Raw genomic sequence first — 26,333 nt, 5'->3', positions numbered from 1 at the left:
ATGAACCTCTTTCCTTTATTCGCCAACTTGAAGCAGCGCGCGGTATTGGTGATCGGCGGTGGAGAAATCGCCGAGCGCAAAGTGCGTCTGGTCCTGGCCGCCGGTGCCCAGGTCACGCTGGTCGCCCCCTATGTGGTGGACAGTCTGGAAGAGCTGGCGAATCAAGGGCGCATCACCCTGATTCGGGAGCGCTATCAGGCCCAGCATCTGCAAGGGGCCTGGCTGATTATTGCCGCCACTGACAAGCGTGACGTGAACCAGGTCATTGCCCAGGATGCACAAGAAGCCCGCATTCTGGTCAATGTGGTGGACGACCCCGAGTTGTCCAGTTTTCAGGTGCCTGCCATTGTGGATCGCTCACCGCTGATTATTGCGATTTCTTCAGCGGGATCAGCCCCCATGTTGGCACGGCGAGTACGGGAGCAACTTGAAACCATGTTGGACCACAGCCTGGGTGCGATCAGCCGTCTGGCGCAGGAATACCGCAGCGCCATTCGGCGCGCCCGCCCCGAGCTGGGTGCACGCCGCCGTTTCTACGACTGGCTGTTGGATGGCCCGGTAGGTGCCGCCCTGCGCAGCCAGCAAGCCGAGCAAGCCCGCTTGAGCCTGGAGAGCGCGCTGCAACAGCCTGAGTCACCCCGCGCCACACAAGGCCGCGTGATTCTGGTGGGCGCCGGTCCAGGCGATCCAGGTTTGCTGACCCTGCATGCCCTGCGTGCACTGAATCGTGCTGATGTGATTCTGTACGATCGTCTTGTATCCGATCAGGTGATGGAGTTGGCTCGTCGCGATGCCCACCGTATTTTTGTAGGCAAGCAGTTGGGCGAAGATCATCACCAGACCCAAAACCGCATTCATCAGTTGATGATTGAACACGCCCGAGCAGGTCAAACCGTGGTGCGCCTGAAAGGCGGTGATGGCTTTATTTTTGGCCGTGGCGGTGAAGAACTGGAATATCTGGCCGAGCATGGCATCGCATTTGAAGTGGTACCCGGCATCACGGCTGCCATCGCATGTGCGGCTTATAGCGGTATTCCTCTGACCCATCGTGACCACGCGCAGTCCGTGCAGTTTGTGACGGCTCACCGCAAAAACGGTCATGGTATTGAGGACTGGAACCCGCTGCTGGATACCAGCCAGACGGTTGCTGTCTACATGGGTTTGCAGCAGATTCTGGGCTTTAGCCATGAGCTGGTACAACGGGGCCGCAGTGCCACTACGCCCTGCGCCTTGATTGAAAATGGTTCGCGCCCTGAGCAGCGCACCTTACTGTCCACGCTGCAAAACATTGCCCAGGATGCTCAGCAGCATCAGTTTGCCAGCCCCTGCATTCTGGTGATCGGTCAGGTAGCTACCTTGGGCAGTACCTTGTCCTGGTATGGCGAGCTAATCGACCAGCTCAGTCCACGTACAGCAATTACGCAGGATGCTGACAATACCCTGGTCGCTGCATGAAGGCAGTGATCAAGGCCTAGCTAGAGTCTCGTCTCAAGATCACTTTTCTATACGTACATACCCACTAAGGCTCCAGTCAGTGCGGGATTAGCATCCTTGAATACCGCTTCAAACTGAATCTAAAAAGGCCCTCAACATCTCAAATGTTGAGGGCCTTTTTTATCTTTCTGCAGCTTCTGAAAAGCCACTAAGCACCAGGTAAAACTGCCAGCGCCTACAAGAACGGAACTGGCAGCGGCAGATAGCCTGAGCATGCTCTGTCACTTGTCTTTCCTGGAAATACAAAACAGTCAAAGCTCTTCACCTGCCGGCCCAAGGGCTGAGTATTTAGCGCTGTCCAAAAGCCGCAAACATGGCTCGCAACGCACTATCCAGCAAATAGCCAATCAGACCAATCAGGACAATTACGGCCATCAACTCGGAATACGCCATGCGATCACGCGTATCCAGAATCAGATAACCCAAACCGGCTGACACACCCAGCATTTCGCAAGGTACCAACACAATCCACAAGACGCCGATTGCCAGTCGGCTACCTGTCAAGACCGAGCCTACAATGCCAGGCAGAATCAAGTACAACAGCGTTTCCAGCTTGGTGGCCGCCAGACTGCGACCCAGCATCAGCCAGCGCGGATTCAGATGCCGTACGCCCGAGGCTGTATTCAGCAAGACAGGCCAGACACCGGCCACACCCAACAGAAAATAAATCGGTGCATCCCCAATGCCAAAGGCCATGACGGCAATAGGCATCCAGGACAGGGGCGAGATCATGCGCAGGAACTGGAACAAGGGAGTCAATGCGGCGTGAGCTCGCGCTGACAAGCCCAGCAGCAAACCGGCGGGCACACCGACACCCAATGAGATCGCCAGCCCTACAAAAATACGTTGCAAGCTGGCACCTACGTGCATCCAGGTCTCGGACCAGCCCAGTATCTCCAGCAAGCTATGAAAGGCAGCTGCTGGTCCGAATTGCTGCATTAAAGAGCTGCTGGACCAGGCTGTGGCCAAGTACCACAGCACGACTCCCGCCAACAAACCGCCCAAGCCCCACAGGGTGCTGGCAATCCAGGCATTCATTTTGGGGCGTCGCAAAGACGCAGCCGATCGCGGATCAGACTGCGCCAATGACGGAGAAGAAGCAGACGCACTCAAACTCATACAACAATGCTCTCGTTGCGGGTGTATTGCTCGGACAAGCCAAACTGCGCCAGGCCCCCCTGCTTTTCCAACGCGGCACGGACAAAGCGGTCATCCACCAGATCGCTGGCTACGTGTTCAGGAGACAGCCCTTCCAGGAAACCACGCTCGCCCTGAATCAAGGTCCCTTGCAGCATTTGCACCAAGGACTCGGTGTAGCTGGGGAAAGGATAAGGTTGAAAATCGATACGCTGGTCGTCCCAGTCCGGATGACGAATTACGCCAGACTTCACGTATTGCGCGCGATCCGCCGGGTCCGGGGACAGCACTTTCAACAGGTTTTCCTGAGTGTGCGGGGTATAGCGGTTCCCGCCTTCACGCGACAGCATCTGGGCCGCCTCGGCACGGTGACTACGTATCCAGATCTGTGCCTTGACCAGGCCATCCACCACGCCTTGCGACCATTGGGGTCGAGTCTGCAAATCCTGCTCGTGCATAAAGGCCACGCAACAGGCGTGATCGCGCCAGACGTCGCCAGTAAAGCGCAAGATGCGGCCCATGCCCTGAGTTTCGGCCAAGGCATTGAAAGGTTCGGCCACCGTAAAACCGGCAATCCGCCCAGAAGCCAAGGCCGGCGGCATATCAGCCGGCGCCATCACCACCAGATTGACCTCATTGGGTGCCAGCGCACCGGCGTTTTTCACGACAGGCGTCAGGCCATGAGCTTTGAGCACATGCTGCAGCACCACGTTGTGAATCGAATACCAGAAAGGAATCGCCACCGTCTGCCCGCCCAATTGCTCGGCCGAGCTGATGTTCTGCGCCACCGTGATAGCAGAGCCACTCATGTGATTCCATGCCACCACTTTTGCAGGGACTTTGCTGCCGTAGCGCGCCCACACCGTCATGGGAGAGAGCAAGTGCACCAGATTGACCTGACCGGAGATGAAAGCCTCGATCAACTGAGCCCAACTGCGCACCATCACGGGCTTTTCAACCGCAATACCCGCTTCTTCAAAATATCCATTGTGATGCGCCACCAACATGGCGGTGGCATCGGTAATCGGCAAATAGCCGATACGCAAAGGCGCATTTGACTCACTTTGTGCACGGGCAGCCCCTTGGGCCAGCAAGGGCGCAGCACCAGCAACGGTCAGCAAAGACGCCAGTTTCAGCAAGTCGCGACGGGTACGAGACGTAGGAGATTCAATCATGACGTGCACCTTACAAAACAGAAGCGTGAACCGCCTGGGAGAGGCTTTGCTCCAGGCTGGCCACAATTTCCAGGCGTATGGCCTGAAGCCAGTTATCCAGATGAGATCGGGGGTGTGCCGGGCAGCTCCATTCACGCTGCAAACCGGCAGGACGGCCACCTAACAGCAGAACTCGGTCCGCCAGCAAGAGGGCCTCATCAATATCGTGAGTGACCAGCACAATGGCGCAGCCGGTCTGATCGCGTATCGACAGAATCAGCTCCTGCATCTGGCGACGGGTTACTTCGTCCAGCGCGCCAAAAGGTTCGTCCATCAACAAGACTTGTGGACGTCGAGCCAGGCATCGCGCAATGGCAACACGCTGTGCCATCCCCCCCGACAAGGCACTAGGACGTTGATGACGGCTTTCATATAAGCCAACCTGACGCAGCGCCTGTTCAACTCGCAGGCGACGCTCTGCAGCGGATACGGAAGGTTGGCGTGCAAAGCCCAGACCAAAACCGGTATTGGCCTGCACATTCAGCCACGGCAAGAGAATGGCTTCTTGAAACGCCATGGCCAAAGCGGGATGAACCCCACGTATGGGCTGCCCCAGAAAGGACACCTCGCCTTGAGTGGGCGTTTGCAAACCGGCCAGTACCCGCAATAAAGAGGATTTACCCACTCCGCTGGGGCCCAGCAGCGCCACGATCTCGCCCGCGTGCACGTTCAAGTCCAGGTTCTGCAAGATAGTCTGGCCACCGTAGGCCAGACTGATACCCCGAGCGGACAAGAGCCCGGCCCCTTCAGAATCGGTATGCGAGGGGGCGCCGGAACTCATACTGCATCCTGCCCAAGTTCGGCTTTCAGTTGCGCCACCGTGGGTGAAATCAGAGGCACCAACATAGCTTCGCGATAACGGCGCAGCAGTTGCGGATGCTTGCCCTGCATATAGGTAGCCCCACCAATCGCAGAGCTTTCCAAGGCCACGGCTTGCGACGCCAGACCACTTAGCTCGATACGGACTTTGAACAGGTCAGGCGGCGTGGCCGAGCCGGGTTTACGTACGGCATCAACCAGCACATCCGACAATTCCTGCACACGATCCAGCAAGCGGCGGGCGGGCTGCTCCTGTACCCATTGGCAACGTGGCGCATCCAGCACTTGCTTCAAGGAGCGACGTGCCAAGCCCATGGTCATGCCGCATTGCAGCGCCATGAACCGGGGGCGTACCGAGCGCACAAAGTGACCGGCATCGGGATGCAGCAAACGCTCTTGTCCCAGACGCACGGCATTGAACTTCAAGGCGGCGGTATTGCTGCCGCGCAGTCCGACCAGATCCAGATCTGCCGAACGCTCCAGCCCTTGGTCGCCCAGTTCTGCCACCCAAATACCGGCTTGCTCTTCAGGCATGGCGGCCACAACGGCAACCAGGCAGTTGCCGGGACGCAGATTGGTAATCCAGGGCAAGCGGCCCTCAAACTGCCATTGCCCTTGTTCAGGCCGGGCACGCACTTGCAGCTCTTCAATGCCACCCAGAAACTTGATGGCATTGGACAGACCCGTCGCACCCGCAACACTGCCATCCAGCAAACCGGGTAGATAGCGCTCACGCATGGCGGGGTCCTGAACATCACGCAGGTATTCAATAAAGGTACGCTGGCTCCACAGGACAAAACCTGCCGTCAGCGAATGCTCGGCCACTTCCACGATGGATTGAACAGCATCACCGAAGTCGGAAAAATCCGCTTTCAGGCCCAGGCTTAACAAACCGTCTTGCGCCAGGCGAGGCAACAAGGCCTGCGCCTGAGATGCATCGCTATCCAGCGACAAAGCATGCTCTTCCAGCCACTGGGCCAAGCCAGGTGACAAAACAGGGCGCTCTGAGGCCAGCACAGGCTGCTCAGCGCGCTTTAAGGCGTTTCCCATGCGTAGGCCTCCAGCTGGCTATTGAGCGGCGTACGAGCCAGATTATTGGCAAAGTTGCAGATCGTCGCCAAGCCAATACCGGTAATCACTTCCAGAGCCTGCTGGTCGCCGTAACCGGCAGCACGGAAATCGGCCAGAGCCTGATCCGACACCTGACCACGGGTATCAATCACGGCGCGACTGAACAGAGCCAGAGCCTGCAGGCGCTCGTCGTTGATCTGATCAAAGCCACGCGCACGCAAAGCGGCCAGAATTTCCGGGTCCAGCTTGGCTTTATTGGTCGCAATGGCGGTGTGACCGGCCACGCAGAAGCGGCAACCGTGAGTGGTACCGGCAACCAGTTGCACGACTTCACGCTCGACCAGCGACAGGCTGGCGGTGGCGTTCAAGGCAGACATATCCTGATAGGCTTGCAGGGCAACGGGAGCATTAGCCAAAATAGCCAGCAAATTGGACAAAAAGCCGCTACCACGCACAGCTTTCTCAAGGGCTGGTTTGACCGCCTCTGGTGCGGAGTCCACAGTATGCAAAGTTAAGCGAGTCATGATGGCGACAATTCCTTAGTTAATCCGAGAAGGTTTCATTGTCGATTGACTGGCGCCTTATCTCCATGTGCGAACATAGCGGTATTCATATTAAAAATATCCACGAAAAGAAATAAGCATATTTTCTGCATGAGCGACTCTGCCTTTCCTGACAGCCATTGCGCTGTCGACTCCAAAGACACAGGACACCCTGTGGAGGAACTGCTCTTGTCCGGGCTGGAGATCTCTGCCAGCCTGTTTCACTTGGGGCAATACTGCAATCAATGGGAAAGCAGCCTGCACGGGCACCAACGCGCAGGCTTTCATGTGGTCTTGCATGGGCCGTGCTGGCTGCATATTCAGCATCAGGAAGCCTTGGCCTTGCAGGCGGGTGACGCAGTGTTCTTCTTGCGGGATGTGCCCCATCGCTTAAGCTCCTCGCCCACGCCGCCAGACTGGAATGCGGCCATGCGGCGACAAACCATGCAGAGCCTGGAGCCACAAGTGCCACACAGTACGGGCTTGCTCTGTGGTTTTCTGGATCTGGGCCGTGGTTTGAGCGAATTGCTGCTGGCGACCGTGCCTGATGTTTTGTTGATTGATGGTTCTCAGACAGATGCAGATTCAGGACGCCCTTTGCTGGACTTGATCCAGGCCGAAATGCGACGCCAGCCGCAAGCCAACTCCAGCCTGCTGGAAAAGCTGGTGGAGCTGTTGTTGTTCTATACCTTGCGCCAGCAAATAGGACAGACACCCGCCGAAGGTGCCCTGCCCGCCGGCTTGATTCATCTGGCAAGTGACCCTGCCTTTGGTGGCCTGATCGAGCAGCTGCTGCGTGAACCCGCCAAAGCCTGGTCGGTGGACGATATGGCCGCCTACTTGAACATGTCACGCGCTGCCTTTCACCGCCGCTTTACCTTGCTATGCGGCATGGCACCGGCCCAGGTGCTGTTGCAGCTACGCATGCAACTGGCCAAGCGTCAGCTGGAACAAGGTTTGACCATGGAGCAGATTGCCGAGCGTATCGGTTATAGCTCTGCGGCCGCATTCAGCGCCGCGTTCAGGCGTAGTGTGGGTGTCAGCCCGGCACAATGGCGCAAGCAAGACGCGCGTCCATAAGTCAGCAAGCTGCTACAACTCTGACCCCCAGATTGTCGTCCTACCCCGAGTACGTATGCAGGGTAGCTGGCACGATATAGCCCTCGCCCCATAGTTGCCACCGCACAGAATAGAACAAGCTGTTCCCGCCTTTTTGTGAAGGCTTCCGGCTTACGCATACAAGCCGCTAAGCCCCAAGCTTGATCATTCAGTTCAGCTGCGGGTTTAAGCGCCATGACGGGCAACAAGACGAAATACGAACATTGCTCCTGTCTATGAGCTATGAGCAACAGCAAAGTGGACAAGCATAAAAAAAACCCCAATCTGTAAACAGATCGGGGTTCTTGACCTACCAGAGCCAGGCCGAAGCCTGGACATCTGAGCAAGCGTTTAGATCACGCGGGCTGCTTCGATCAGACGCACAACAGTCCAGGACTTGCTGCGGCTGATAGGACGGCCTTCGGTAATCTCAACGGTATCGCCTTCGTTGTACTGGTTGGTCTCGTCGTGCGCTTTGTATTTATTGGAGCGGACGATGATCTTGCCATACAAGGGATGTTTAACGCGGCGTTCAACCAGAACGACGACAGTTTTGTCCATCTTGTTGCTGACAACTTGACCGATCAGGGTACGTTGACGTTTTGCGGTAGTTTGAGTTTCGCTCATCTTACTTTCCTGCGGTCTCAGCCATGACGGTACGGACGCGAGCGATGTCGCGACGTACTTTGCCCAATTGGCTGGTGTTGGAAAGCTGTTGAGTAGCACGCTGCATGCGCAGGTTAAATTGTGCTTTCAACAGGCTCTCGAGCTCTTTTTGGAGCTCGGCGGCATCTTTAGTACGGAGTTCGCTGGCTTTCATGACGTCTCCTTAAGCACCGATCTGACGCGTTACGAACGTCGTCGAGATAGGCAGCTTGGCAGCGGCCAGACGGAATGCTTCGCGTGCCAGCTCTTCGCTAACACCTTCCATTTCGTACAGGACCTTGCCTGGTTGAATCTCAGCGACCCAGAACTCTGGATTACCCTTACCGTTACCCATACGAACTTCGGCAGGTTTCTGCGAAATTGGCTTATCGGGGAAGATGCGGATCCAGATGCGGCCACCACGTTTGATGTGACGGTTAATTGCACGACGTGCTGCTTCGATCTGGCGAGCAGTCAGACGGCCACGGTCAGTGGCTTTCAGACCAAATTCGCCAAACGAAACTTGCGCACCGCGAGTAGCCAGACCGGTGTTACGGCCTTTGTGCTCTTTGCGATACTTTCTGCGAGAAGGTTGCAGCATGTTTTATTCTCCTTCGGACGCAGCAGGAGCAGCGTCTTTACGAGGACCGCGGCCACGACCACCTGGACGGCGGTTTTCAGGGCGGTCACCACGTGGACGACGTGGGCGGCGCTCTTCAGGGGCTACGGTGTCAACAGGCATTTCGCCGTTAGGCAGCATGTCGCCCTTGTAGACCCAGACCTTGATACCGATGATCCCGTACGTCGTGTGCGCTTCGGAAGTACCGTAATCGATGTTAGCGCGCAGGGTGTGCAGAGGCACACGGCCTTCGCGGTACCATTCGGTACGAGCGATTTCGATGCCGTTCAAGCGACCCGAGCTCATGATCTTGATGCCTTGGGCACCCAGACGCATGGCGTTTTGCATGGAACGCTTCATCGCACGACGGAACATGATGCGCTTTTCCAATTGCTGAGCAATGGAGTCGGCGATCAGTTGAGCGTCGGTTTCAGGTTTGCGAATTTCTTCGATGTTAACGTGCACTGGCACGCCCAACAGGCGCTGCAGGTCAGCCTTCAGGCTTTCGATATCCTCGCCGCGCTTGCCGATCACTACACCAGGACGAGCCGAGTAAATAGTGATGCGAGCATTCTTGGCAGGACGCTCGATGACCACACGGCCAACGGACGCACTTTTCAGCTTGCGTTTCAGGTATTCGCGCACACGGATGTCGTCAGCCAACATCGTACCGAACTCAGCACCGTCAGCGTACCAACGCGAGCTCCAGTTACGGTTAACAGCCAGGCGGAACCCAATTGGGTGGATTTTCTGTCCCATTGTGACTCCTTAAGCGCCGACTTTGACCACAATGTGGCAAGTCTGCTTCTCAATACGGTTACCGCGGCCTTTGGCTCGTGCAGAAAAACGCTTCAACGACTGAGCCTTGTCCACGTAAATGGAGGTGACTTTCAGTTCGTCGATGTCGGCGCCGTCATTGTGCTCAGCGTTGGCAATAGCCGATTCCAGAGCTTTCTTGATGATGCCAGCGGCTTTCTTGGGAGTGAAAGTCAGCGTATTCAGAGCGTGAGCGACGGACTTGCCGCGGACCATGTCCGCAACCAGACGTGCTTTTTGCGCCGAAATATGGACTCCACGAATAATTGCTGTAGTTTCCATCACTTATCTCCGGGCCTTTTTGTCCGCAGCGTGACCCTTGAAAGTACGGGTCAAAGCGAACTCGCCGAGCTTGTGGCCAACCATGTTCTCGTTGATGTAAACGGGAATGTGTTGACGGCCATTGTGAACGGCAATCGTCAGCCCAATGAACTCGGGCAGGATGGTAGAGCGGCGCGACCAGGTTTTGATTGGTCGCTTGTCGTTACCCACAACGGCTGCGTCAACCTTTTTGATCAGGTGAGCATCAACGAATGGGCCTTTTTTGATCGAACGTGACATAGTGTTCGCCCCTTACTTGCGCTTACGGCGCGAAACAATCATGTTGTCTGTGCGCTTGTTACGACGGGTGCGGTAGCCCTTGGCAGGAGTACCCCATGGGCTGACTGGCTCACGGCCTTCACCCGTACGACCTTCACCACCACCGTGCGGGTGATCGACTGGGTTCATCGCCACACCGCGAACGGTAGGACGAATACCACGCCAGCGAACAGCACCGGCTTTACCGATTTGACGCAGGCTGTGATCGTGGTTGCTGACTTCGCCAATCGTGGCGCGGCAGTCGATGTGAATGCGGCGAACTTCACCGGAACGCAGACGCACTTGAGCGTACGTGCCTTCACGAGCCAGCAACACAGCGGAACCACCAGCGGAACGAGCGATTTGAGCACCCTTACCAGGCAGCATCTCGATGCAGTGAATGGTTTGACCCACAGGAATGTTGCGGATAGGCAAAGTGTTGCCGGAACGGATAGGAGCTTCCGCGCCAGACACAACCGTTGCACCCACTTCCAGACCACGAGGGGCGATGATGTAACGACGCTCGCCGTCTGCGTAGCACACCAATGCGATGTGAGCGCTGCGGTTAGGGTCGTATTCCAGACGTTCTACTTTCGCAGGAATACCGTCCTTGTTGCGACGGAAGTCGACAATACGGTAATGCTGCTTGTGACCGCCGCCACGGTGACGAACCGTGATATGGCCGTTGTTGTTACGGCCAGCACTGCTGGATTTCTTTTCCAGCAAAGCCGCGTAAGGAGCGCCTTTGTGCAGTTCAGGGTGAACCACTTTGATCATGCCACGGCGACCTGGCGACGTTGGTTTTACTTTTACCAATGCCATATTAGTTCACCTCAGAAAAGTCGAGTTCCTGACCGGGCTTGAGCGAGACATATGCCTTGCGCACACTGCGGCGGCGACCCATGAAACGGCCAAAGCGCTTTTCCTTGCCCTTCTGATTGAGCACCTGCACCGACTCAACTTCTACTTTGAACAGCAGTTCAATAGCAGCTTTGATTTCAGGCTTGGTAGCATCAGGAGCGACGCGGAAAGCGATTTGCTGATTTTTTTCGGCAACGTACGTGGCTTTTTCAGTCACGACAGGAGCCAGAATTACTTGCAATAGACGTTCGGCGTTCATCCCAACATCTCCTCAAACTGAGCGACAGCCGCTTTGGTGACCAACACTTTTTTGTAGTGGATCAGGGACAGCGGGTCGGCGTAGCGTGGTTCAACCACAGCAACGTGAGGCAGGTTACGCGTAGCCAGGTACACGTTCTCGTCCAGCGCGTCGGTGATGATCAGCACGGATTCCAGGCCCAGGTCTTTCAGCTTGTTGGCTGCCAGACGGGTCTTGGGTGCTTCCAGAGTGAAGGAATCAACAACCAACAGACGCTCGTCACGGACCAACTGAGACAGAATCGCGCTGATACCGGCGCGGTACATCTTCTTGTTGACCTTGTGTGCGTAGTTTTCTTCACCGGTGTTGGGGAATGCACGACCGCCTCCACGCCACACGGGCGAGGATGTCATACCAGCACGAGCGCGGCCGGTGCCTTTCTGGCGCCATGGCTTCTTGGTGCTGTGGTTGACTTCGGCACGAGTCAATTGCTTGCTGTTACCGCTGCGAGCATTGGCTTGGTATGCAACAACGATCTGGTGAACCAGTGCTTCGTTGAATTCACGACCGAAAACGGTTTCGTTGGCCTGCAATGTGGATGCAGCTTGGCCTTGTTCGTTCAGGAGCTTCAGTTCCATGGATTAGGCTCCTTTCACAGCAGGGCGCACAACGATATTGGCATTCTTGTGACCTGGGACAGCGCCCCGGACCAGCAACAAGCCACGCTCGGCGTCGACGCGGATCACGTCAAGATTCTGAACCGTACGGGTAACGTCACCCATATGGCCCGACATTTTTTTACCTTTGAACACACGGCCTGGATCCTGGGCTTGACCAATGGAACCGGGTACGCGGTGCGAGCGCGAGTTACCGTGGCTGTTACGCTGGCCGCCAAAATTGTGGCGTTTGATGGTACCGGCAAAGCCTTTACCAATCGTGGTGCCCGTAACGTCAACCTTCTGACCCGCTTCGAAAATGCTTTCCACAGCAACTACGGAACCGGCGGAAAGCTCGGCGATAGCAGCGGGGTCGAGGCGGAATTCTTTCAGGATGCTGCCAGCTTCAACGCCAGCTTTTGCATAGTGCCCTGCCTGGGGCTTGGTAACGCGTGTTGCACGACGGGTGCCAAAGGCAACCTGTACAGCAGCGTAACCGTCAACTGCGGGCGTCTTGACCTGGGTGATGCGGTTGTTGGACACGTCCAGCACGGTCACAGGGATGGACTCGCCTTCCTCTGTAAACACACGGGTCATGCCAACTTTACGCCCAACAAGGCCCAGCCGCCACGCGGCAGGCGTAGGTGTCGAGTTCGACATCGTTTTCTCCATTCCTGACTACGATTGGTCAGGGCTAACTGAGAGTACACGCAATAATTTGCGCGACGACCATAGCCAAAACTTTTTGGCTAAGCTAGTAAATATAGCACGCAGCTGTAAAGCCAAGCAAGATTTACTGCAAAAATCCGCTCTAAACTGCTTGATTGACAACAGTTTTTTTGAATTCGGGGTGCTTGGCTACACAGTCTGAATCAGAAAAATTGATCTGCCGCGCATTTTCTATTGGTGCGCCTTATTGACAAAACGAGCCACGTATTCGTTAACCGGTTCATCACGAATTTGAGCCGGAGTACCGCTTTGTTCCACCCTGCCCTCACGTAGCACCACAATATGCTGGCCCAACCGTAATGCCTCATCAATATCGTGAGTAATAAAGATGATGGTTTTGTTCAGGCTGCTTTGCAGGCGTAAAAGCTCATCCTGCATCTCGTAGCGAATCAAGGGATCCAGGGCCGAGAAGGCTTCGTCCATCAAAAGAATGTCTGCATCAACGGCCAAGGCTCGGGCAAGTCCTACTCGTTGCTGCATCCCGCCTGACAATTCGTCCGGATAGTTATCGGCATAATCATGCAGACCCACGCGCTCCAGCCATTGCCGAGCCTGCTCTCTGGCCTGTGAACGCTTGTCTCCTCGGACCTCCAGACCGAAGGCGACGTTCTCCACCACCGTCAAATGGGGCAGCAAGCCAAAGGCCTGAAAGACCATGCTGATTCCATAGCGACGAAATTGTCGCAAGCTGGCCATGTCCAGCTGCAATATGTCCTGCCCATCCACCAACACCTGCCCGGCACTGGGGTCGATCAAACGGTTGATGTGGCGCACCAGCGTGGATTTGCCCGAACCGGATAAACCCATGACGCAGGATATCTGCTGCGCGGGAAAGCAGGCATCGACCCCTGCCAGGCCTACGATGCAATCCGTCTGCTTTTGCACGGCCTGCTTGTCGGCCCCCTGCTTTAACAGCTCTACGGCTTCGGTCGCCCGGTTGCCAAAGACCTTATAAACGTCTCGCAGTTCTATCTTGCAGGCCTGCTCACCCGAGGGGGTAGGAATGGTATTCATGCTTGCCTCCTGACCTTGCGACGGTGACGCTGAGAACGACCAAAGGATTGAGAGATTCGGTCAATAACAATGGCCAGGATCACAATCGCCACCCCTGCCTGCAAACCACGCCCTATATCCAGTGTCTGAATACCAGCCAGCACGTCTTCACCCAAACCCTGGGCTCCAATCATGGAAGCGACCACCACCATGGACAAGGCCATCATGGTGGTTTGATTAATACCGGCCATGATGCTGGGCCGCGCCAGGGGCAAGGTGACCTTGGTCAGCATTTGCCAGCGTGTAACCCCGTACGCCTGGGCTGCTTCCATCACATGTTTGTCCACCTGTCGCAAGCCCAGGCTGGTCAGGCGAATCAAGGGAGGGACGGCATAGACAACAGTGGCCAAAACGGCGGGAACCTTACCCAGACCGAACAGCATCAGTACCGGGATCAGATACACGAAACTGGGCATGGTTTGCATCACATCCAGTACGGGCGTCAGCACTTTTCTAAGCAGGCGGCTACGAGCACTAAGAATGCCAACCGGGACGCCGATCAGCACAGAAAAGACCGTGGCCACCAGTACCAAGGTGAAGGTTTGCATCAGCTTGTCCCACAGGCCCATAGCGCCTATCAAGTACAGGCCAGCTACATAGAGCAGAACAGGCAAAAAGCGCCGTTGTCCCCACCACGCCAGCAAACCGGTTAAAGCCAGAATCGCCCAGGCAGGCACCTGCTGCAAGACACGCTCCACCGGCAAAATGGCATGCGTCAGAATCCAGGCGCTGATCTGGCGAAAACCTGTGCCCCAATCCTGCACGGCCACCAACAACTGACGGTTAACCCAGTCTGCAGCTGACCACTCCGGGAAGAAGCGGGACTGCGCTGCGGCGACCGGCTGTATTGCCTGAGGTTCCAAAGCTGCCTGCAAGCGATCTGCCTGGGCCATTGGCATCCACTGACGCCATTGCTCTGCATTCTCTTTCAGGAACTTCTGTACCTGCGTGCTGGCGTTCTGCCCACCCTCTGTCATGCCCAAAATGATCTTGTTCATCTGTTCGGGCTCTAGCTGGATCTTTTCAAACAAGGTCACCAGCTCGGGGTGGGACTCTACGAAAGGAGTAGAAGCCGCCACGCCTATATGCGCCAGGATAAAGTCCGTTGGACAGATCTTGCCCTTACCCGACACAGCGGCTTCCCAACAGCTTTCATTGAAAGGCGCGCTAGCTAACTTCTTGAAGGAATACTTGGCCATCAGACCCGCAGGCTGCCAGTAATAGAACAGGATGGGTTCACGCCTGTCATAGGCGGCGCTGATTGCCGCATCCAGAGCCGCACCCGTACCGGGTCGAAAGTTTTGATAGTGTTCGCCCAGACCATAGAGATCGAACAGGCGACTATTGAAGGTTTCACATACCCAGCCAGAGGGGCAGTTATAGAAGCGGCCTTTATTGGGCTGTTCCGGGTCACTAAAAACAGTGGCGTAGCGCCCTAAATCCTCAACTTTCTGTAGATCGGGTGCAGTGGGCTTGATTCCCTTGTCCGGGTCGCCGTCGACGACATAGTCCGGCACATACCAGCCCTGTTCTGCCCCACCCTTCAGGGTATTACCAAGTACCTGCACCTGGCCGGCTTCAATGGCTTTTTCAATGATCTCGGTACGTCCCGACCAGATCTCGCCAATTACTTGAATATCATTTTGCGCCAGCGCACTTTCCAAAGCCGCCGAGGAGCCTGGAACCCGTTCGGTCTTGCAACCGTAGGCCTTCTCCAGAATCTGCTGATACAGCTCGGTGCTAAATGCTGCGCTCTCCCAGCTCAGGTCCGCCAGCCGTATGGGTTTGTCGTCCCCGCACGCTTGCGCTGATGCACTGCTTCCCCACAGACATAGCCAGAGCGCCAGGAAATACCACAGGGCCAGGAACGGCTGTCGTCTCCGATTTATCATTCTTGTCCTCCTTCAACCCTGCCCATCGTCGCATTTGTAGCCCTGGCAAAGTGTGTCCGGTCGTAAAAAATAGACCAAAACCCGCTTTTTCCCAATCACAACACCAGGATGAACTAGCCATGAAGCACCTGAGAGCAAAGCTCTTGTTCTGTTCAGGATAAACGGGCAGTCGCCATTGCTCCTGCAGCGTCCGAAGGAAACGTGCAGACGAAAAAAAACGCCATGCAGTTGCATGGCGTTTCTTTCGATGTAACTCGAACAGCTAGGCAGAATTACTGCAGAGCGATTTCGACGTCAACACCGGCTGGCAAATCCAGACGCATCAGAGCGTCGACGGTCTTGTCGGTAGGATCGACAATGTCCATCAAGCGCTGGTGGGTACGCATTTCAAACTGATCGCGCGATGTCTTGTTGACGTGCGGCGAACGCAGAATGTCGTAGCGACGGATACGTGTTGGCAGTGGTACTGGACCACGAACAACAGCGCCAGTGCGCTTGGCGGTTTCTACGATCTCAGCAGCAGACTGATCGATCAACTTGTAATCGTAAGCCTTCAGACGGATGCGGATTTTCTGGTTTTTCATGGGTAATCCTAAAGAACGATATAAGTGGGGGCTTTTTGACCAGGTTTATCGATGACTCGAAGAAACGCTGACTAAAAAGCACCCCTTTTGGGGGTAGCAAAGACGCGGCGGGAAGGTCTGCACCTTCACACCGCGATCAAGGCTTATTACTTGATGATTTTTGCAACCACGCCAGCGCCAACGGTACGGCCGCCTTCGCGAATAGCGAAGCGCAGACCTTCTTCCATGGCGATAGGAGCGATCAGGGACACTTTCATCGAAATGTTGTCGCCTGGCAGAACCATTTCCTTGTCTTCTGGCAGCTCGATGGTGCCGGTCACGTCAGTTGTACGGAAGTAGAACTGAGGACGGTAGCCCTTGAAGAAAGGAGTGTGACGACCACCTTCTTCTTTGGACAGAATGTACACCTCGGCGTCGAAGTCCGTGTGTGGCTTGATCGAACCGGGCTTGGCCAGAACCTGACCACGTTCCACGTCTTCACGCTTGGTACCACGCAGCAGCAGACCGACGTTATCGCCAGCTTCGCCCTGGTCCAGCAATTTGCGGAACATTTCAACGCCGGTACAAATGGTCTTGACCGTGTCTTTGATACCCACGATTTCGATTTCTTCGCCGACTTTGATGATGCCGCGCTCAATACGACCGGTCACAACCGTACCACGGCCGGAGATCGAGAACACGTCTTCAACAGGCATCAGGAAGGTACCGTCAACGGCACGCTCAGGCGTAGGAATGTAGCTGTCCAGCGCTTCGGCCAGAGCCAGAACGGCTTGGCTGCCCAGTGGGCCTTCGTCGCCTTCCAGAGCCAGTTTGGCCGAACCCTTGATGATCGGGGTGTCGTCGCCAGGGAAGTCGTACTTGGACAACAGTTCGCGAACTTCCATTTCAACCAGTTCGATCAGCTCTTCGTCATCAACCATGTCGGCCTTGTTCAGGAACACGATGATGTAAGGAACGCCAACCTGACGGCTCAGCAGGATGTGCTCGCGAGTCTGGGGCATTGGGCCGTCAGCGGCCGAGCAAACCAGAATAGCGCCGTCCATCTGGGCAGCACCGGTAATCATGTTCTTGACGTAGTCAGCGTGGCCGGGGCAGTCAACGTGAGCGTAGTGACGGTTAGGCGTCTCGTACTCAACGTGCGAGGTGCTGATGGTGATACCACGTGCTTTTTCTTCAGGGGCGTTGTCGATCTGCGAGTAATCGCGTGCTTCGCCGCCGTATGCCTTGGACAGAACCGTGCAGATTGCAGCGGTCAGAGTGGTTTTACCGTGGTCAACGTGACCGATAGTACCGACGTTGACGTGCGGTTTAGTCCGTTCAAACTTACCTTTTGCCATGATTTATCCCAATTATGTTTTACAGGAAAACAAAAAAATTGTTGAGCAGCCCGCCATAGGGCGGGCTGATATTGCTATTACTTACCGCGAGCGCTGATCACTTCGTCAGCCACGTTCTTTGGAGCTTCAGCATATTGCTTGAATTCCATCGTGTACGTAGCGCGACCTTGTGTTTGCGAACGCAGGCTGGTCGAGTAACCGAACATCTCGGCCAGAGGAACCTCGGCCTTGATGACCTTACCACCACCAACCATATCGTCCATACCCTGAACCATACCGCGACGGGAGGACAAGTCACCCATCACTGTACCGGCGTATTCCTCAGGGGTTTCAACTTCTACAGCCATGGTGGGCTCCAGCAGAACTGGGGCAGCCTTGCGCATACCATCCTTGAAGGCCATCGAAGCGGCCATACGGAAGGCGTTTTCGTTCGAGTCCACATCGTGGTACGAACCGAAGAACAGCGTAGCCTTGACGTCAACCACTGGGTAGCCAGCGACCACACCTGCGGACAGGGTTTCGCGGATACCTTTTTCAACGGCAGGAATGAATTCGCGAGGAACCACACCGCCCTTGATGGCGTCAACGAACTCAAAGCCACCGCCTGCTTCCAGGGGCTCCAGCTTGAGGACAACGTGACCGTACTGACCACGACCACCGGACTGTTTGACGAATTTACCTTCGATTTCGTCGCAAGTCTTGCGGATGGTTTCGCGGTAAGCCACTTGTGGTTTACCCACGTTGGCTTCCACGCCGAATTCACGGCGCATGCGGTCTACCAGAACTTCCAGGTGCAGCTCGCCCATACCGGAAATAATGGTCTGGCCGGATTCTTCGTCGCTGCTGACGCGGAAAGAAGGATCTTCCTGAGCCAGACGGGACAAGGCCACGCCCATTTTTTCCTGGTCGGACTTGGTTTTTGGTTCCACAGCCTGCGAAATCACGGGCTCTGGGAACTCCATGCGTTCCAGAATGATGTGCTGACCGGCGTCACACAGGGTTTCACCTGTGGTCACGTCTTTCAGACCCACCACGGAAGCGATGTCACCAGCAACCAGTTCTTTCAGCTCGGCACGGTTGTTTGCGTGCATCTGCAAGATACGGCCGATACGCTCTTTCTTGCCCTTGATAGGGTTGTAGACCGTGTCGCCCGAACGCAGAACGCCCGAGTAAACGCGTACGAAAGTCAATTGACCAACAAAGGGGTCAGTCATCAGCTTGAACGCCAGAGCGGACATAGGCTCTTCGTCGTTGGCTTTACGATGAATGACTTCACCGTCATCGTCCGTACCTTCGACAGGTGGAATATCCACAGGCGATGGCAGGTAGTCGATCACGGCGTCCAGCATGCGCTGTACACCCTTGTTCTTGAACGCGGTACCGCACAGCATTGGCTGAATTTCGCAGGCAATGGTACGTGTACGCAGACCCAGGTTGATGTCCTCTTCGGAGAGATCACCGTTTTCCAGGTACTTGTTCATCAGGTCTTCGCTGGCTTCAGCAGCCGACTCGACCATTTTTTCGCGCCATTCTTCGGCCGAAGCTTGCAGCTCGGCAGGAATGTCGGTGTATTCAAACTTCACGCCGTTGCTGGCTTGATCCCAGATGATTGCTTTCATCTTGATCAGGTCAACCACGCCTTGGAACTCTTCTTCAGCGCCGATCGGGATAACGACAGGCACGGGGTGGGCTTTCAGACGCAGCTTGAGCTGGTCGTAAACCTTGAAGAAGTTAGCGCCAGTACGGTCCATCTTGTTGATGAAGGCCAGACGAGGCACGCCATACTTGTTGGCTTGACGCCATACGGTTTCCGACTGAGGCTGAACACCACCCACCGCGCAGTAAACCATGCAAGCGCCGTCCAGCACGCGCATGGAACGCTCAACTTCAATAGTGAAGTCAACGTGGCCGGGGGTATCAATGATGTTGATACGGTGTTCTGGGTAATTGCCCGCCATACCACGCCAGAAAGCAGTGGTAGCAGCCGAGGTAATGGTGATCCCGCGCTCTTGCTCTTGCTCCATCCAGTCCATGGTGGCCGAACCTTCGTGGGTTTCGCCCAGTTTGTGGTTCACACCGGTGTAGAACAGGATGCGCTCGGTAGTGGTCGTTTTCCCGGCGTCGATGTGAGCCGAGATACCGATGTTGCGATAGCGCTGAATAGGGGTTTTGCGGGCCATGGTTATATGTCCTCAGATTACCAACGGAAATGGCTGAATGCTTTGTTAGCATCGGCCATCTTGTGCGTGTCTTCACGCTTTTTCATTGCACCGCCACGGCCTTCAGCCGCATCGGACAATTCGCCGGCCAGGCGCAAGTCCATCGATTTTTCACCGCGCTTTTTAGCGGCTTCACGCACCCAGCGCATGGCCAGAGCCAAACGACGCACGGGACGCACTTCGACAGGTACCTGGTAGTTAGCGCCACCAACACGGCGGCTCTTCACTTCAACAACAGGTTTTACATTATTGATGGCAGCATTAAACACTTCGAGCGGATCTTTGCCGGTTTTCTGCGCAATTTGTTCCAGCGCGCCATAAACAATACGTTCGGCAACAGCTTTCTTGCCGGACAGCATGACCACGTTCATGAACTTGGCCAGCTCAACGCTGCCAAATTTCGGGTCAGGTAGGATTTCACGTTTGGGTACTTCGCGACGGCGAGGCATTTTTATTTCCTTGTGACTATTCAGTTGAACCGCTTTTCGCGGTCTCGGTCATTCATGACAAATGACCACTTACCTACCATGGCACTCAGGCCACGGTTGCACGGATCCAGACCAGGGAACTGATCAATGGATACATGGATTACTTGGGACGCTTGGCGCCGTACTTGGAGCGGGCTTGTTTACGATCCTTGACGCCTTGCAGGTCAAGAGCACCGCGAACAATGTGGTAACGCACACCTGGCAAGTCTTTAACACGACCACCACGGACGAGAACGACCGAGTGCTCTTGCAGGTTGTGGCCTTCACCACCGATGTAAGAAATGACTTCGAAGCCGTTGGTCAGACGCACTTTGGCGACTTTACGCAGAGCGGAGTTAGGCTTCTTGGGGGTCGTGGTGTATACACGGGTGCAAACACCGCGGCGTTGTGGGCAGTTCTCGAGCGCAGGGCTCTTGCTGCTAACGCGGCTGACTTCGCGCGGTTTACGCACGAGCTGGCTAATGGTTGGCATGACCTTTACGTATCCTATAACGTACTTTACGTACTGGTTGACGTATATGTTTTGAAAAACGCCGTCCAGTTGGCGGGTATTGAAACCCTGGACCGGAAGCGGCATTGCGCAATACCACTCCCCATAAAACACGAAAAAGAGCGGTCTTGCACATGGCTTGGGCTTGATTTCAAGCACTAAAAAAGTGCCCGCAGCCCCTAAATTCAGGGCTGCCATCAAATTACTGCAAGGTGTACCGGCAAAGGATCCTTAAAGTAAGCTCTAAAATTTACCACAGTAAACCCTTATAGGTCAACGATTTGGACACCAATCCGGCAGTTTCCCGTTGTCACGGCACACGCATGGAAGCACTTGGTCACTCGCTATCTACATATCGTTATACTGCAGGGCTATTGCACTTCTGCGACAAGGACAATACCCATGATCATCGCTTCCCTGGAAGACGACCTCGTCCAGGCTGAACTGATTGCCCGGATCCTGACCGAGGCTGGCTATGAATGTCGCTCCTTTCATCAAGGAAAGGACCTGCTGGCCGCTCTGGCCAAGCCACATAATTTCGGTTTATTGCTACTGGACTGGGAACTGCCGGACGTCAGCGGCCTGGATGTGTTGCGTTGGGTTCGCACCACACTGGGCCATGCCCTGCCCGTCATATTCCTGACCAGCCGTACCCAGGAAGAGGATCTGGTCACGGGTTTGCAGGCCGGAGCCGACGACTATATTAATAAGCCCGTACGCAAGGGAGAGCTGGTTGCGCGCGTCAATGCCGCTGTGCGCCGTCTGGATCTGAGCACCTCGGCCACTCAGGACAGCCGCTTTTCGTTTGCAGGCTACGATATCTTTCCTGAACAAGGCCATATTGTGCTGAACGGTGAAACCGTTACTCTGGCGCCCAAAGAATTTGAATTGGCCCTTTTGCTGTTTCGCAACCCCGGCCGCCTGTTCTCGCGTGATGTTTTAAGCTCCGCGGTCTGGAACCGGGAAATTCCGGCCACCTCCCGTACGCTGGACACTCACCTGTCCAACATACGCCGTAAACTCCAGTTGCGACCCGAAAACGGGGTACGCCTGACGGCGTCTTACGCCCTGGGCTATCGCCTTGAACTTTTGACCGACCCTAGCTGATTTCTATGATTACTTTGCGTATCGCCGCGCCTCTCGTTTGCGGCCTGATTTGGGGTGGCGTCGTGTCAGCCCAACCTTCTGGCGCCCGCGGCGAAAATTTTGTCTATAAAGTGCTGGCCGGTGACACCTTGCTGGGCATCTCCCAGACCTACACCCGCCAGGACCGCAACTGGTCCGAAATTCAGCGACTGAACGCGGTGGCCGATCCCTACCGTCTGCCTATTGGCAAAGAACTGCACATCCCATTTCGCATGATTCCGGAAGTGCCCGCCCCCGCCCGTATCACTCACCAGACCGGCCAAATTCTTGTGAACGGTCAAGCACTGGGTGCAGGAACGACTCATTTGCAAGAAGGCGACCTGATCCGCACAGGCAGCAATGGCTACCTGACGCTGGAGTTGCAAGACGGCAGCCAACTGAGCGTACCCGCACAGGCATCCTTGAGCGTGGCTCGCATGCGTGCCTTTGAAGGCACCGGCCTGACCGACTCGATCATCGCTCTGGACGATGGCGACGTGGAATCACGCGTTTCCCCGGAAAAAACCGGCGTAGGTCGCTTTGAAGTCCGCACCCCTGTCAGCATTACCGGTGTACGTGGCACCGAATTGCGTGTGCGTACTCAACAAGGCATGGCTCACAGCGAAGTGCTGGAAGGCCGCGCAGAATTGGGAACCCAGCAACGCAGCACCCCCACCGCCCTGAAGCAGAATCAAGGGGCCGCTGTAGGCACAGATGGCAATATCATGGCGCTGGAGCCTTTGTTGCCCGCTCCGCAGATCTCCACGCCCGAGCGTCGCGGTGGCCAATGGAACAGCACGATTCAGGCCGTGCCCGGTGCCCAGGCCTATCTGGTCCAGACCTCTACCGACCCGCAAGGTGCCAAGCTGCTGTCGCGTAACATTACGACAGATACGGATATTCAGTTCGGTGCCTCGCGTCCCGGCACGTACTACGTTACCGTTCGTGCCATTGACCGCCATGGTCTGATGGGCCCGGACACAATCGAAAGCTTTGAAGGCGCAGCCAGCCTGACCAGCTCGGATGGCCAAGCCGTGGTCAGCAATTTTGGCGATCCAATCCTGCTCTCTCAGTTCGAGTAGCTAAACGGCGTACGGCATGAGCAGCCCAGCCCCCAGAAACAACAAGCTACTCTCTGACCGGATTCGGAAAGAGTGGCATCTGGTTTCGGGCTTGCTGATGCTTCTGACCTTATTGTTCAGCTCCCTGCGTGACGACTTCGCGCTGGGCAAGCTGAACAACCTGATTTACGACTTCACCATGGCAGCCGCTCTTCCACAGGCTGCGCCCCCGGATATTGTCATTGTCGCCATCGACGACTACAGCATCGCCAACCTGGGCTTTTGGCCCTGGCGACGCATCAACCATGCCCAATTGCTAGGCCGTCTTGAACAGGCTCGTGCTGTCGGCATCGATCTGGTTTTTCAGGAGCCCAACCCGGCTTACCCCGATGATGACCTGGCTCTATCAGAGGCCATACATCATCACGGACGCGTTGTGCTGCCAATGATCTATGACACTCAGCGGCAGGCCGTGCATACCGCCATTCCCGTGCTCAGCCAGGCAGCCAAGGCGTCGGGCTACATCAATATCGAACCTGATTCAGATGGGGTAGTGCGCCGTGTCGCCCTGCAGCAGACGACCCCCTTGGGCCGTGTGCTGCCGCACTTCACGATTGCCATGTTGATGACAGGCGGAGATGTGGATCTGGCCCTGCAAGCTCTGGACTCCAGTCAGAAAGACATTCCCCACATTCCCTTTCTGGGCCGCAGCGGTCACTTTCGGACCGTGCCTTACTTCAATGTCCTGAACGGCGATATTCCGCCCTCTTTCTTCAAGGACAAGTATGTGCTGGTGGGAGCCTGGGGCAGTGGACTGGGCGATACCTTTCCTACCCCTTTGTCCAAAGCCGGCATGAGCAGCATGTCGGGCGTTGAGATCCTGGCCAATACCTTGCAAGCAGTACGCAGCAATCATTGGGTACGCACCCCACCGGCCTGGTTCATTGCGCTGGCCAGTTGCCTGCCAGTCCTGCTGGCATGTCAGGTTCTGATCTATCTGTCGCCACGCGCCACCTTGCTGAGCCTGATCGGGCTGGTCTTTGCGATCCTGCTGGTGAACTGGATCGCCATGCATGGCTTCAATCTGTGGATTCCGCCACTAGCCAGCCTGATTACTGTTCTATTGGCCTACCCGCTATGGCACTGGCGCAGTCAGGAGGCTGCCCTGAATCAGGTGACCGAAGAACTGAACAAGCTGCAGCTGGAATACCCGGATGTCAGAACTGCTCTGAACGAGCGCTTATCAGGCTTAAGTACACGTAACCTGCCTCATCGTCTGACCCAGCTGCATAAATCCATCAATCTATTGCGCCAGGCCCAGACCAAGCGTGAAGAAACCTTGCGCTTCATTTCGCATGATATGCGGGCGCCCCAGAACTCCATCCTGGCACTAACGAGCTTGCAACGTCAGGATGACAGCAAACTGCCGCCAGATCAGTTTCTGCACAAGATGGAAGGCTATGCCGAACAAACGCTGGAACTGGTGGACAACTTCATCAGTCTGGCACGGGCCGAAGCCATGGAAATGGTGCTGAGCCCGCTGAACCTGTTTGATCTGCTGGCAGACTGTCTGGATGACGCTTGGGCCAGCGCCAGCAAGCGCTCTATCAGCCTGAACTTGAACGACTCGGAGCTGGTCTGGGTGAACGGCAATGCGCCCATGCTGCGCCGCGCCTTTACCAACCTGATTCAAAACGCCATCAAGTACGGACCGGATGGCAACCAGATTGATATAGACCTTATGCTGGGCAACAACAGCGTTCAGGTATTCGTCAAAGATCAGGGCTGGGGAATTCCGGCAGAAAATCAGGCGACGATTTTTGAGCCTTATCATCGAGCCCACGAAAATACCGAAGGTGCACCTTCGGGTAGCGGCTTAGGTTTGGCCTTTGTGAAAACCGTGATCAACAAACACGGCGGGGATATTGTCCTGGACAGCACGCGTGAGCAAGGCTGTACCTTTATCGTCTCCCTGGCCACGATTGCTATCTCCGATGAAGACTGAATTCTGGCGCGATGCCGCCCTGCCCTATGTAGAAAGCCGACGTGCCTGCAACAGCCGGATCTGCTATCAGGAACACAGCCACCCCACCTACTCGATTGGCGCCGTTGATGGCGGTGGTAGCGTCTTTACGGGCGCACCCGGCGGCCCGGTCCAGCTTGCACCAGGCTCTCTGGTCTTTGTCCCTGCGCACCGCAGCCATGCCTGCAATCCTTTGCCAGACCAGTCCTGGAGCTATCAGATGCTGCATCTGGATGCAGGGTGGCTGGAGCAGCTGTGGCAGGAAAGTACAGAGTTCAGACTTCAAGCCCAGGAGCCCATCCGCGTTAGTCACGAGCCGCTGCTTTATGCAGCCTACTGTGACTTGAACTCGCTCTTGTTTTCAGCCGCTCCTCTACTGAGCAAAGAAGCAGCCCTGATCGACTTTTTGCTGCATCACGGCTCAACCCAATCCCAGCCTTTGGCACCCGCTCCCCCACCTAGCCCCATCTTGCAGAAAACCCTGGATCGCTGGGTTGAAGGCCAATTAGCCACTATCCCCCTGCACGAACTGGCCCAGGAAACCGGTTTTAGCCGCTACCAGCTGATTCGCGCCTTTCGTCGCCATACCGGCCTGACTCCACAGCGCTGGCAATTGAACCAACGTGTCAATTTGGCCCGAAACGCCCTGCGCCAAGGCGACGAGCTGGCTGATATTGCCTATCGCCTGGGCTTTGCCGACCAAAGCCATTTTCAGCGTGTCTTCAAGCACTACACCGGTGTCACTCCGGGCCAGTACCGCAGCTAAAGCGCGCGCACTTTTATTCAATACGGCACCCACGCTTCTGGTCACACTGCAGTTTTGCTCCTGGACGTACCGCCGTGTCCTTGTTCTTGCTGATCGTCAGCACCCATTTCCTGGCCCTGCTTTCCCCCGGCCCCGATTTTTTCCTGATCGCCCGCAGCACCATGGCCCATGGACGCTGGGTCGCAAGCGGAGCGTGTGCCGGTGTCGCCCTGGCCAATGGCCTGTACATCAGCCTGGCACTAACGGGCTTTGCCCGGATAAGCACTGGCAGCCCTCTCTTTGTGCTGCTACAGGGCGCTGGAGGACTGTATTTACTGTACTTGGGCGTAACGTTCCTGCAGGTAGCCCACCACACTGCTGGGCAAAGGATCAAGGCCTCTGAAGCCTCTACAGGTGGCTGGTGGCATCATGCTCTGCTTGGCCTGCTCTCGGGGCTGCTGAATCCCAAGAACGCCTTGTTTTACGCCAGCCTGGCCTCCGTACTGGCCAGCAGCCGCGCTGGGTCCGGCCTGCACATCTTGCTGGGTCTGTGGATGTTTTTAATTGTTCTGCTCTGGGACTTGTTCATCACCGTTCTGATCGGGCACCCGCTTTGGCAGCAGCGTATACAAAAGCACTTGCCACGTATCGAACAACTCTGTGGCCTGCTGTTGTGCCTGATTGCCGCTGCCGCCCTCTTCAACGTGGCTCAACACTTGGTCACAAACTAAACATCCCGAAAAGTGAAACCTGATCTGCACCGCCGTCAAGCTACCTGAAGGTGATAGAGTGAGGCTG

Annotated in this window: 29 protein-coding genes and 1 pseudogene; 7 read left to right on the top strand and 23 right to left on the bottom strand. The window is 55.9% G+C overall.

The genetic code is table 11. The features are described from left to right. Entirely contained in the window at positions 1-1,455 is a 1,455-nt protein-coding gene (gene cysG / locus M2Q46_RS18305; protein ID WP_302357836.1) for a siroheme synthase CysG, read from the top strand. 327 nt (positions 1,456-1,782) lie between these two features. Here the strand turns inward: cysG and M2Q46_RS18300 are convergent, their stop codons facing one another. From M2Q46_RS18300 to M2Q46_RS18280, 5 genes are all read right to left on the bottom strand, one after another. After that, a complete protein-coding gene (locus M2Q46_RS18300; RefSeq protein ID WP_115634626.1) occupies positions 1,783-2,532 on the bottom strand; it encodes an ABC transporter permease in 750 nt (249 codons plus the stop codon). 77 nt (positions 2,533-2,609) lie between these two features. Next, positions 2,610-3,806 carry an ABC transporter substrate-binding protein gene (locus M2Q46_RS18295; protein WP_302357834.1) on the bottom strand — a complete coding sequence of 399 codons (1,197 nt, stop codon included), beginning with the start codon at positions 3,804-3,806 and terminating at the stop codon, positions 2,610-2,612. A gap of 10 nt (positions 3,807-3,816) precedes the next feature. Next, complete coding sequence (locus M2Q46_RS18290; RefSeq protein ID WP_302357832.1) at positions 3,817-4,626, bottom strand: ABC transporter ATP-binding protein; 810 nt, start codon at positions 4,624-4,626, stop codon at positions 3,817-3,819. Continuing rightward, on the bottom strand, positions 4,623-5,714 hold the full coding sequence (locus M2Q46_RS18285; RefSeq protein WP_302357831.1) for an acyl-CoA dehydrogenase family protein: 1,092 nt from the start codon (positions 5,712-5,714) through the stop codon (positions 4,623-4,625). The genes M2Q46_RS18290 and M2Q46_RS18285 overlap by 4 nt, the downstream gene beginning before the upstream one ends. Continuing rightward, positions 5,699-6,259: a carboxymuconolactone decarboxylase family protein gene (locus M2Q46_RS18280; protein WP_009462432.1), complete on the bottom strand. Its 561-nt coding sequence runs from the start codon at positions 6,257-6,259 to the stop codon at positions 5,699-5,701. The genes M2Q46_RS18285 and M2Q46_RS18280 overlap by 16 nt, the downstream gene beginning before the upstream one ends. A gap of 129 nt (positions 6,260-6,388) precedes the next feature. On the opposite strand from M2Q46_RS18280, the gene M2Q46_RS18275 reads away from it, so the two are divergent. Beyond that, entirely contained in the window at positions 6,389-7,357 is a 969-nt protein-coding gene (locus tag M2Q46_RS18275; protein WP_302357830.1) for an AraC family transcriptional regulator, read from the top strand. A gap of 369 nt (positions 7,358-7,726) precedes the next feature. On the opposite strand, the gene rpsQ is transcribed toward M2Q46_RS18275, so the two are convergent. The 18 genes and pseudogenes from rpsQ to rpsL all read right to left on the bottom strand — a co-directional run bounded on the left by rpsQ (position 7,727) and on the right by rpsL (position 20,563). Further along, positions 7,727-8,002, bottom strand: coding sequence for a 30S ribosomal protein S17 (rpsQ, locus tag M2Q46_RS18270; protein ID WP_009462428.1), 276 nt, complete (start codon positions 8,000-8,002; stop codon positions 7,727-7,729). A 1-nt stretch (position 8,003) separates the two neighbouring features. After that, complete coding sequence (gene rpmC / locus M2Q46_RS18265) at positions 8,004-8,195, bottom strand: 50S ribosomal protein L29 (protein WP_003803032.1); 192 nt, start codon at positions 8,193-8,195, stop codon at positions 8,004-8,006. A gap of 9 nt (positions 8,196-8,204) precedes the next feature. Beyond that, on the bottom strand, positions 8,205-8,621 hold the full coding sequence (gene rplP, locus M2Q46_RS18260) for a 50S ribosomal protein L16 (RefSeq protein WP_003803033.1): 417 nt from the start codon (positions 8,619-8,621) through the stop codon (positions 8,205-8,207). A gap of 3 nt (positions 8,622-8,624) precedes the next feature. Next, on the bottom strand, positions 8,625-9,398 hold the full coding sequence (gene rpsC, locus M2Q46_RS18255) for a 30S ribosomal protein S3 (protein WP_003803035.1): 774 nt from the start codon (positions 9,396-9,398) through the stop codon (positions 8,625-8,627). Between the two features lie 9 nt (positions 9,399-9,407). After that, complete coding sequence (gene rplV / locus M2Q46_RS18250; protein ID WP_009462426.1) at positions 9,408-9,737, bottom strand: 50S ribosomal protein L22; 330 nt, start codon at positions 9,735-9,737, stop codon at positions 9,408-9,410. A gap of 3 nt (positions 9,738-9,740) precedes the next feature. Next, positions 9,741-10,016 carry a 30S ribosomal protein S19 gene (gene rpsS / locus M2Q46_RS18245; protein ID WP_003803039.1) on the bottom strand — a complete coding sequence of 92 codons (276 nt, stop codon included), beginning with the start codon at positions 10,014-10,016 and terminating at the stop codon, positions 9,741-9,743. A 12-nt stretch (positions 10,017-10,028) separates the two neighbouring features. Next, a complete protein-coding gene (gene rplB, locus M2Q46_RS18240; RefSeq protein ID WP_003803041.1) occupies positions 10,029-10,856 on the bottom strand; it encodes a 50S ribosomal protein L2 in 828 nt (275 codons plus the stop codon). A 1-nt stretch (position 10,857) separates the two neighbouring features. Beyond that, positions 10,858-11,154, bottom strand: coding sequence for a 50S ribosomal protein L23 (rplW, locus tag M2Q46_RS18235; protein WP_003803043.1), 297 nt, complete (start codon positions 11,152-11,154; stop codon positions 10,858-10,860). Beyond that, complete coding sequence (gene rplD / locus M2Q46_RS18230) at positions 11,151-11,771, bottom strand: 50S ribosomal protein L4 (protein ID WP_009462425.1); 621 nt, start codon at positions 11,769-11,771, stop codon at positions 11,151-11,153. The genes rplW and rplD overlap by 4 nt, the downstream gene beginning before the upstream one ends. Positions 11,772-11,774: 3 nt before the next feature. Beyond that, positions 11,775-12,449: a 50S ribosomal protein L3 gene (rplC, locus tag M2Q46_RS18225; RefSeq protein WP_003803046.1), complete on the bottom strand. Its 675-nt coding sequence runs from the start codon at positions 12,447-12,449 to the stop codon at positions 11,775-11,777. A gap of 240 nt (positions 12,450-12,689) precedes the next feature. Next, on the bottom strand, positions 12,690-13,532 hold the full coding sequence (locus tag M2Q46_RS18220; protein WP_302357829.1) for a glycine betaine/L-proline ABC transporter ATP-binding protein: 843 nt from the start codon (positions 13,530-13,532) through the stop codon (positions 12,690-12,692). Then, complete coding sequence (locus M2Q46_RS18795) at positions 13,529-14,347, bottom strand: proline/glycine betaine ABC transporter permease (RefSeq protein WP_306459884.1); 819 nt, start codon at positions 14,345-14,347, stop codon at positions 13,529-13,531. The genes M2Q46_RS18220 and M2Q46_RS18795 overlap by 4 nt, the downstream gene beginning before the upstream one ends. Before the next feature lie 159 nt (positions 14,348-14,506). Beyond that, positions 14,507-15,463: pseudogene (locus tag M2Q46_RS18790) on the bottom strand (glycine betaine ABC transporter substrate-binding protein); the annotation flags it as partial. Between the two features lie 272 nt (positions 15,464-15,735). Further along, complete coding sequence (gene rpsJ, locus M2Q46_RS18210) at positions 15,736-16,047, bottom strand: 30S ribosomal protein S10 (RefSeq protein WP_003803053.1); 312 nt, start codon at positions 16,045-16,047, stop codon at positions 15,736-15,738. Between the two features lie 146 nt (positions 16,048-16,193). Further along, positions 16,194-17,384, bottom strand: coding sequence for an elongation factor Tu (gene tuf / locus M2Q46_RS18205; RefSeq protein WP_009462422.1), 1,191 nt, complete (start codon positions 17,382-17,384; stop codon positions 16,194-16,196). Positions 17,385-17,461: 77 nt separating this feature from the next. Next, on the bottom strand, positions 17,462-19,564 hold the full coding sequence (fusA, locus tag M2Q46_RS18200; protein WP_035269563.1) for an elongation factor G: 2,103 nt from the start codon (positions 19,562-19,564) through the stop codon (positions 17,462-17,464). A 17-nt stretch (positions 19,565-19,581) separates the two neighbouring features. Further along, the gene (rpsG, locus tag M2Q46_RS18195; protein WP_003800875.1) at positions 19,582-20,052 is read right to left on the bottom strand and encodes a 30S ribosomal protein S7; all 471 of its coding nucleotides are present in this window, start codon (positions 20,050-20,052) and stop codon (positions 19,582-19,584) included. Between the two features lie 139 nt (positions 20,053-20,191). Next, complete coding sequence (rpsL, locus tag M2Q46_RS18190) at positions 20,192-20,563, bottom strand: 30S ribosomal protein S12 (protein ID WP_003800872.1); 372 nt, start codon at positions 20,561-20,563, stop codon at positions 20,192-20,194. Between the two features lie 420 nt (positions 20,564-20,983). Here rpsL and M2Q46_RS18185 point away from each other — a divergent pair, with 420 nt between their 5' ends. The 5 genes from M2Q46_RS18185 (at position 20,984) to M2Q46_RS18165 (ending at position 26,266) form a co-directional block, all read left to right on the top strand. Beyond that, a complete protein-coding gene (locus tag M2Q46_RS18185) occupies positions 20,984-21,688 on the top strand; it encodes a response regulator transcription factor (RefSeq protein WP_009464199.1) in 705 nt (234 codons plus the stop codon). A 5-nt stretch (positions 21,689-21,693) separates the two neighbouring features. After that, entirely contained in the window at positions 21,694-22,788 is a 1,095-nt protein-coding gene (locus tag M2Q46_RS18180; protein WP_035269560.1) for a FecR domain-containing protein, read from the top strand. A gap of 16 nt (positions 22,789-22,804) precedes the next feature. Then, on the top strand, positions 22,805-24,772 hold the full coding sequence (locus tag M2Q46_RS18175; RefSeq protein ID WP_302357827.1) for a CHASE2 and HATPase_c domain-containing protein: 1,968 nt from the start codon (positions 22,805-22,807) through the stop codon (positions 24,770-24,772). Next, positions 24,762-25,556: an AraC family transcriptional regulator gene (locus M2Q46_RS18170; RefSeq protein ID WP_203145281.1), complete on the top strand. Its 795-nt coding sequence runs from the start codon at positions 24,762-24,764 to the stop codon at positions 25,554-25,556. Before M2Q46_RS18175 ends, M2Q46_RS18170 begins: the two co-directional genes overlap by 11 nt. 74 nt (positions 25,557-25,630) lie before the next feature. Further along, a complete protein-coding gene (locus M2Q46_RS18165; RefSeq protein WP_203145280.1) occupies positions 25,631-26,266 on the top strand; it encodes a LysE family translocator in 636 nt (211 codons plus the stop codon). Positions 26,267-26,333 lie beyond the last annotated feature (67 nt).

The sequence above is a fragment of the Alcaligenes sp. YSL9 genome (assembly GCF_030515105.1).
In the GTDB taxonomy this organism is placed as follows: domain Bacteria; phylum Pseudomonadota; class Gammaproteobacteria; order Burkholderiales; family Burkholderiaceae_B; genus Alcaligenes; species Alcaligenes phenolicus.
This window is presented reverse-complemented; position numbering and strand designations above follow the sequence as displayed.